This window comes from Actinosynnema sp. NPDC059797 (genome assembly GCF_042732085.1).
GTDB lineage: Bacteria > Actinomycetota > Actinomycetes > Mycobacteriales > Pseudonocardiaceae > Actinosynnema.
This window is the reverse complement of sequence record NZ_JBHWIE010000324.1, coordinates 1-6649: the sequence shown is the minus strand read 5'-3', so window position 1 is coordinate 6649 and position 6649 is coordinate 1. Positions and strand designations below refer to the sequence as shown.

The following is a 6649-nucleotide window of genomic DNA, read 5'->3' as shown; positions in this document are numbered from 1 at the left end:
GAGCAGCAGGTACTCCGGGGTGCCGCCGGGCCACCCGGCGGCGCGGTGCCGCTCGGCCCAGTCGTGCAGCCGCTGCCGGAACCCCGCCAGCCACTCCTCGCCGAGCATCCGCAGCGCGTCCCGCTGCAACTGCTCGTGCGCCATCAGGTAGACGTGCCCCGCCGACACGCCCCAGTGGCCGGCGCGGCGGCTGAACGCCCGCCCGGACACCGCGTGCAACTGCTCCTCGACCTCCCACGCCGGCCGGCCGGTCAGCTCGACGAGGTCCGCGGCGGTCAGGCCGCCACCGGCGGCGGCGAGCAGGCCCAGCAGGTCCCGCGCGGTGTCGTTGCCGCGCACCAGGCGCACCAGCTCGCGCTGGGCGTCCGCCCGCACGACCTCCGCGTGCGCCGAGCGCGACAGCTCCCGCACCACCCGCGGGTCGCGCAGCGGGTGGTGCGCCGGCACGTCGACGGGGATCGGCGGGTCCGGCCGCCCGGACACGACGACCCGCAGGCCGGGCGCCGGCGCGGCGGGCAGCAGCGCGGCGATGCTGTGCCCGTCCGGCCCGCCGGTCACCCCGACGTCCTCGTCCAGGCCGTCCACCACGAGCACGAGCCGCTCGCCCCGGTCCCGGCACGCGGCCGCGGCCCGGTTCAGCAGGCCCAGGAGGTGGGCGTCGCGGGTGGCGTCGGTCAGGAGCTGGGGGAGCGGTTCCCGCAGCAGTTCCGCGAGCTGCTCGATGACGACCTCGGCGAAGGCGGTCTTGTCGCCCTGGCCGGACAGTCGCGCGGTGACGAAGAACGACACCACGCGGACCCCGTCCGGCGGGTGCAGGGCGAACCACGACATCAACGCGGACTTGCCCGCCCACGCCGGCGCCCGCAGCCACCGGTACGGCTCGTCGCCCCGCACGGCCCACTCGGCCAGCCGGGCCAGCTCGGCGTCGCGGTCCCGCAGCTCCACCGGCGCGATCCGGGCGACCTGCTCCAGGTAGGCGGACCGGACCAGCGGCCCGCGCGGGTGCAGGTGGACGTCGCCGTGGATGTTCCCGGCCTGGACGATCGCGTCGGCCGCCGCGCCGGTGATCTCGTTGCGCGGTCCGGCGGGCCGGTCGTCACCTGGCACGCCCTCAGGAGACCACGCCGCCCCGGTCCCGTACAGCGCGGAAGCTCAGCAGCACCCGGTAGCCGAGGAGCAGCACCACGTGCAGCAGGTACGCCCACAGCCCCAGCGCCGCCACCGCGCCCACCACCCGCAGCCCGGCGAACGGGAACGCCCAGTCCACCGGGATGGCCAGGAACAGCAGGAAGCCGTGCAGGAAACCGGTGAGCACGGCGCCCACGGCGAAACCGCCGGCCACCGCGTGCACCCGCGTCAGCGCGGACGGGCCGGTCGCCAGGAACACCAGGCAGACCGCCACCGACAGCGCGACCCAGTCGACGTGGAAGGACACCACCACGCCCCACACCGCCGACCAGCCGCCCGCCCGGTACTGCGGCGCCACCAGCGGCGCCGCAGCCAGGGGCAGCGCGACCAGCAGCGGCGAGACCGCGATGACGGGCAGGAAGCCGAGGCGCCCCAGCCACCCCGTCTTCGCGCCGGCCGGCTCGCCCGCGAGCTGCGCCAGGCCCCGGCGCAGCCCCTCGCCGTAGAGGCTGGCGGGCAGGAGGGCGGAGGCCAGCACCCACCACGACGCGTCCAGGGCGGCGGTCGCCAGCAGCTCCAGCGCCGGTCCGGGCCGCTGGGCGTCGGGGAGCGCGCCGGCGAGCAGGCGCGCCCCGTCGAGGACCAGGTCCGCGCCGAACAGCTCGGCCGCGCCGCGCAGCGCCAGCAGCAGCACGGGGACGACGGCCAGGGCGGCGAAGAAGGTGATCCCGGCCGCCCACAGCGCGAGGTCGCGCCCGCGCAACGCGTGCAGGGCGTGGCGGATCGTCGCGCGGATGAGTCCCATGGCCGCATACGTACCCGGCCCCGCCGCCCGCGTACCGTGAGCCGGTGGACAACCTGGAGCCGGTCGAGGGCTGGTCGAGGCTGCACGGGCAGGACGTGTCCGGCAGCCGCCTGGCGGTGGGCTGGATCCGGTTCGTGCACGTGATCGCGCGGCGGCTGCCCGGCGCGGTGTCCCCGGACGCGCTGTCGGCGTGCGGCGTGGTGACGGCCCTGGGCGCGGTCGGGGCGGCCTCGGCGGGCGGCCGGTGGGCGCTGCTCGCCGCGCTGCTGGTCGTGGTCTCCGGTGTCCTCGACGGACTGGACGGCGCGGTGGCCCTGCGCACGGGGCGGGCGCGCCCGCTGGGCGCGGTGGTGGACGCGGTGGCCGACCGCCTCGCCGACCTGGCCCTGGTCGTGCTGCTGGTCGTGCTGGGCGGGCCGGGGTGGCTCGGCGCGGCGGTGGGCGCGGCGCTGTTCCTGCACGAGTACGCCCGCGCCCGCGCGCAGGGCGCCGGGATGGTCGGCGCGGGCGCGGTGACCGTCGCGGAACGGCCCACCCGCGTGGTGATCGCGGCGGTGGCGTGCCTGGGCGCGGGCGCGTGGCCCGCGGGCGCGCCGTGGCTCGGGTGGTCCTGGGGCGCGGTGTGCCTCGCCCTGTGGGCGGTCGCGGCCGTGGTCGGCGGCGTCCAGCTCGCGGTGGCGCTCCGGCGCGAGCTGGACGGGCTCACGCCGGTCCGATGAGGTCGGCCGCGATGCGCGCCGACATGGCGACCAGCGGCAGGCCGCCGCCCGGGTGGGCGGACCCGCCGACCAGGTAGAGGCCCGGCACGGGACTGCGGTTGGCCGGGCGCAGCAGCGCGGCGCGCGGTCCGTTGGACGACGAGCCGTACAGCGCGCCGCCCGCGGAGCCGGTGTCGCGCTCCCAGTCGGCGGGCGTGCGGACCTCGCGCCACAGCACCCGGTCGCGCACGTCGTGGCCGCGCGCGGCGAGCACGTCCAGCACGTGGTCGCCGTACCGCTCGGCCACACCCGGCGCGGTCCAGTCGACCGGGCCCTGGCGGGGTGCGTTCACCAGCGCGAACCACGCCTCGTGGCCGTCCGGCCGCACCTCCGGGTCGTCGGGGGAGCACACGTAGACCGTCGGGTCGGGCACCGGTCGCGGCGCGCGGCCGAACAGGGCGTCGAACTCGGCGTCGTAGTCGGCCGGGAACAGCACGCGGTGGTGGTACGGGCGCGGTGACCGGCCGCGCAGCGCCAGCAGCAGCACGAAACCCGACAGCGACGGCACGGCGCGCCCCAGGGACCGGCGCGGGCGGCGGGCGCGCCGGTCGGTCAGCAGGTCCCCGTAGAGGTGCGTGGCGTCCGCGTCGGACACCACGACCTCGGCGGGCACGGTCGCGCCGCCGGCGGTCCTGACCCCGGACACCCCGGCGCCCGAGGTCTCCACGGCGGTCACGCGCGCGTCGAACTCGAACCGCACGCCGAGCTTCCCGCAGCGCTCGAACAGCGCGTCGCCGAGCCGGCGCAGACCGCCGCGCACGTACCAGCCGCCGTAGCGCTGCTCGATGTAAGGGACCACGGTCATCAGGCCCGGCAGCCGGCGCGGGTCCGAGCCGCTGTAGGTGGCGTACCGGTCGAGCAGCACGCGCGCCCTCGGGTCGGACAGCCGCCGGCGGCCCACGTCCCGCAGCGTCCGCCACGGCGACAGGGCCAGCAGGTCCCGCACGCTCGCGGACCGGCGCACCAGGTCGGCCACCCCGCCCAGCGGGCGCTGCAGCACCGGTTCGCCCACCAGGTCCCACAGGCGGGCGGCGTCCGCCATCAGCGCCGCCCACTGCCCGCCCGTGCCGGGGCTCCACGCATCGAGCGCGGCGGGCACGGCGGCCGCGTCGTGCGGGAGGTCCACTTCGGACCCGTCGGCGAAGCGGTAGTGGCACGTGGGTTCGACCGGCACGAGATCGACCTCGTCGTCCAGCGGCCCGCCCGTGTCGGTGAACAGGTCGCGGTAGACGTGCGGCAGCGTCAGCAGCGACGGGCCGGTGTCGAAGGAGAACCCGTCGCGCCGCAGCTCGCCCAGCTTCCCGCCGTGGCCGCCCGACTGCTCCAGCACGGTCACCCGGTGCCCGCCCGCGGCCAACCGGGCGGCGGCGGCCAGCCCGCCCATGCCCGCGCCCACGACGACGACCCGCGCCATCAGCGGCTCCTGTGAGGTCGCGCCATCGGTGGCTCCTGTAGGAGGTGTGCCATCAGCGGCTCCTGTGGGGGCGTGCCATCAGCGGCTCCTGGTGGGGTTGTGCCATCAACGGTTGCCGTCGGGGTCGCGCCATCAGCGGCTCCCGTGCAGCGGGCGTTGCTTCCAGGTGAGCGCCCCCGCGCGGCGCGCCCGCCACGAGCGGGCCAGCAGGGTCAGCAGCGCGCCGACGGAGAGCGGGTGCGCCAACGCGTCCGGCCAGGCCCTACCGCCCGTGCGGCGCGCGGTGACCACGCGGCCCGCGACCCCCGCCGCGTACCCCAGCGCCCCGGCGCGCGACCCGGCCAGGGCGGCCAGCGGCGGCAGCACGAACACCGACACCAGCCCGGCCGCGAGCGCCGCCGCCCCGACCGGCCCGCCCGTGACCGCCCACAGCGACTTCTCGTAGCCCGCCGCGACCTCCGGCCACCCCCGGTACATCCGGCACTCCGCGATCCCGCTGCCGTCCGCCACCGCGCCGCGCCCGCCCGCGCGCTTGACCGCCCGCATCAGCGCGATGTCGTCCAGCACGGCGTTCGCGACGGCCCCGAACCCGCCGCAGCGCGCCAGCGCCGCCGCGTCGATGACGAAGAACTGGCCGTTGGCCGCGCACAGCGACTCGCGCGGCGACCGCTCGGCCAGGCGCAGCGGCAGGAACACCAGCCACGACCACGGCAGCAGCGGCTGCACCAGGCGCGTCGCGGCGTCGTCGGCGAGCTGCCGGGGGAACGGCGACACCGCGTCCAGGTCCGCCGACCGCAGCAGGTGCACGGCGGCGGCCACCGCGTGTGGCGCCAGCACCACGTCCGCGTCCACGAACACCAGCACCCGGCCGCGTGCCTCGGCGGCCAGGCGGGCGCAGGCGTGCGGTTTGCCGGGCAGGCCGGGCGGCGGCGGGTCGCCGGTGATCACCCGCACCCGGTCGCCGCCGACCTCCCGGACCACGTCGGCGGTGCCGTCCGTGGACCCGTCGTCCAGCACCAGGATCTCCAGGTCGGGCACGCCGCGCTGCGCCAGCAGCGACCGCAGCGTGGGCGCGATCCGGTGTGCCTCGTCGCGTGCGGGGACCAGCAGGGACACCGGCTCCCGGCACGGCGGGGGGTTCGCGGTGGGTGTGCGCACCAGGCGCGAGTTGACCAGGGCGTGCGCGGCGCCGAGCACGGCCACCACCGACCCGCCCGCGACCAGCCCACGCGGCAGCCTCGACAGTGACCTCGCCAGCGGTCTCGCCAGTGGCCTCCCCGTCAGTCTCGCCGGCAGCCTCACCTGCGGCCTCACCTGCGGCCTCACCGGTGGGCCCGCCACAACGCGACCGCGAACGGCACGGCGACCAGCCCCATCAGCAGCCCCGCGACCACCGACACCCAGGGCCTGCCGAAGAACGCCGCGTGCGCCCACACCGACGACCCGTAGGTCCACAGGTAGAGCACGGGCGCGGGCCCGGCGCGCAGGTCCGTCTCGCCTGCCCCGCCCGCCCCGCCCCTCTTGCCCATCCACCCCGTCCTGCCCGACCCGCCCGTCTTGCCAATCCCGCCCGTCTTGCCTGTCCCGCCCGTCGCGCCAATCCCACCTGTCTTGCCCGCCGCGCCTGCCTCGTCCGTTGTCCCGCGGTAGGTGCGTGGCCCGAGGTGTGCATGCAGGACCCCGGTGATCAGCGCCGCCACCAGCAGCCAGCCCGCGAAGTTCGTCAGCGGGATGCCGTCCACCCCGGGCAGCCCCGGCGCAGGGTGCGCCCACGCCCAGTGGCCCGCGTCGACCATCTGCGGGTCGAGGAAGACGTCCCACGACGCGAGCGCCCACGCGGCCAGCGGCACCACGGCCCAACCTCTGCCGAGCGCCCGGCCGACCAGCACGGCGGGCCACGCCATCATGATCCAGGCCATCGGCACCAGCACCGGCACGCCCAGCACCTCGGCGCCGAGGGTGCCGGTGTAGTCGTAGTCCCCGAACGGAAAGCCGGTGCGCACCCCGACCGCCTCGGCCACCAACCCACCACCACCCGCGACGGCCACCAGCGCACCAGCCGTCCGCCACCCACACCGCGACGCCGCGTCCAGGGTGGAGGCGACGCAGAACAGCACGACCGAGAGCACCGTGGTCGGCAGGCGGTCACCAGGGGCGGTCATCGAGTACACGATCTGGGCGAGGACCACGCCCGCGCCGCACACCCACGCCACGGCCGGGAGGACGCGTGCGGGAGCGCGGGAAGCCACACCGGTCGACATGCCCAAGACACTAAGTGCCCCCGCCCGAACGGGCTTGATGAGCGCGGGTGCCCGGTGACCCGCCCGGTGACCAGCCCGGCGGCCCGCCTGGTGACCAACCTTGTGGCTTACCTGGTGATCAGGGCGGCCCACCTGGCGACTGGTGACCACCCCGGTGGCCACCTGGCGACCAGTCCGGCGGCCCACTTGGCAACCCACCCAGCCACCAACCTCGATCCCGACCCGCCACTCGATCCGCGCCTTGCCACTCGTCCAGCGGGACTGCGATCGCGGTGTCAGGATC

Annotated in this window: 6 protein-coding genes; 1 reads left to right on the top strand and 5 read right to left on the bottom strand. The window is 76.9% G+C overall.

Going from position 1 to position 6649, the window contains the following annotated elements; all coding sequences use genetic code 11:
* On the bottom strand, nucleotides 1–1107 hold a 1107-nt coding region (locus ACFV4N_RS35900; protein WP_499677118.1), incomplete at its 3' end, for a P-loop domain-containing protein.
* Nucleotides 1108–1111: 4 nt separating this feature from the next.
* Nucleotides 1112–1933, bottom strand: coding sequence for a YhjD/YihY/BrkB family envelope integrity protein (locus ACFV4N_RS35895; RefSeq protein ID WP_499677117.1), 822 nt, complete (start codon nucleotides 1931–1933; stop codon nucleotides 1112–1114).
* Between the two features lie 44 nt (nucleotides 1934–1977).
* Between ACFV4N_RS35895 and ACFV4N_RS35890 the strand changes: the two genes are divergently transcribed.
* A complete protein-coding gene (locus ACFV4N_RS35890; RefSeq protein ID WP_499677116.1) occupies nucleotides 1978–2652 on the top strand; it encodes a CDP-alcohol phosphatidyltransferase family protein in 675 nt (224 codons plus the stop codon).
* On the opposite strand, the gene ACFV4N_RS35885 is transcribed toward ACFV4N_RS35890, so the two are convergent.
* The 3 genes from ACFV4N_RS35885 to ACFV4N_RS35875 all read right to left on the bottom strand — a co-directional run bounded on the left by ACFV4N_RS35885 (nucleotide 2636) and on the right by ACFV4N_RS35875 (nucleotide 6366).
* Entirely contained in the window at nucleotides 2636–4105 is a 1470-nt protein-coding gene (locus ACFV4N_RS35885) for a phytoene desaturase family protein (RefSeq protein WP_499677115.1), read from the bottom strand. The genes ACFV4N_RS35890 and ACFV4N_RS35885 overlap by 17 nt on opposite strands.
* 132 nt (nucleotides 4106–4237) lie before the next feature.
* Nucleotides 4238–5311 carry a glycosyltransferase family 2 protein gene (locus ACFV4N_RS35880; protein ID WP_499677114.1) on the bottom strand — a complete coding sequence of 358 codons (1074 nt, stop codon included), beginning with the start codon at nucleotides 5309–5311 and terminating at the stop codon, nucleotides 4238–4240.
* A 116-nt stretch (nucleotides 5312–5427) separates the two neighbouring features.
* The gene (locus tag ACFV4N_RS35875; protein ID WP_499677113.1) at nucleotides 5428–6366 is read right to left on the bottom strand and encodes a carotenoid biosynthesis protein; all 939 of its coding nucleotides are present in this window, start codon (nucleotides 6364–6366) and stop codon (nucleotides 5428–5430) included.
* Nucleotides 6367–6649: the final 283 nt, after the last annotated feature.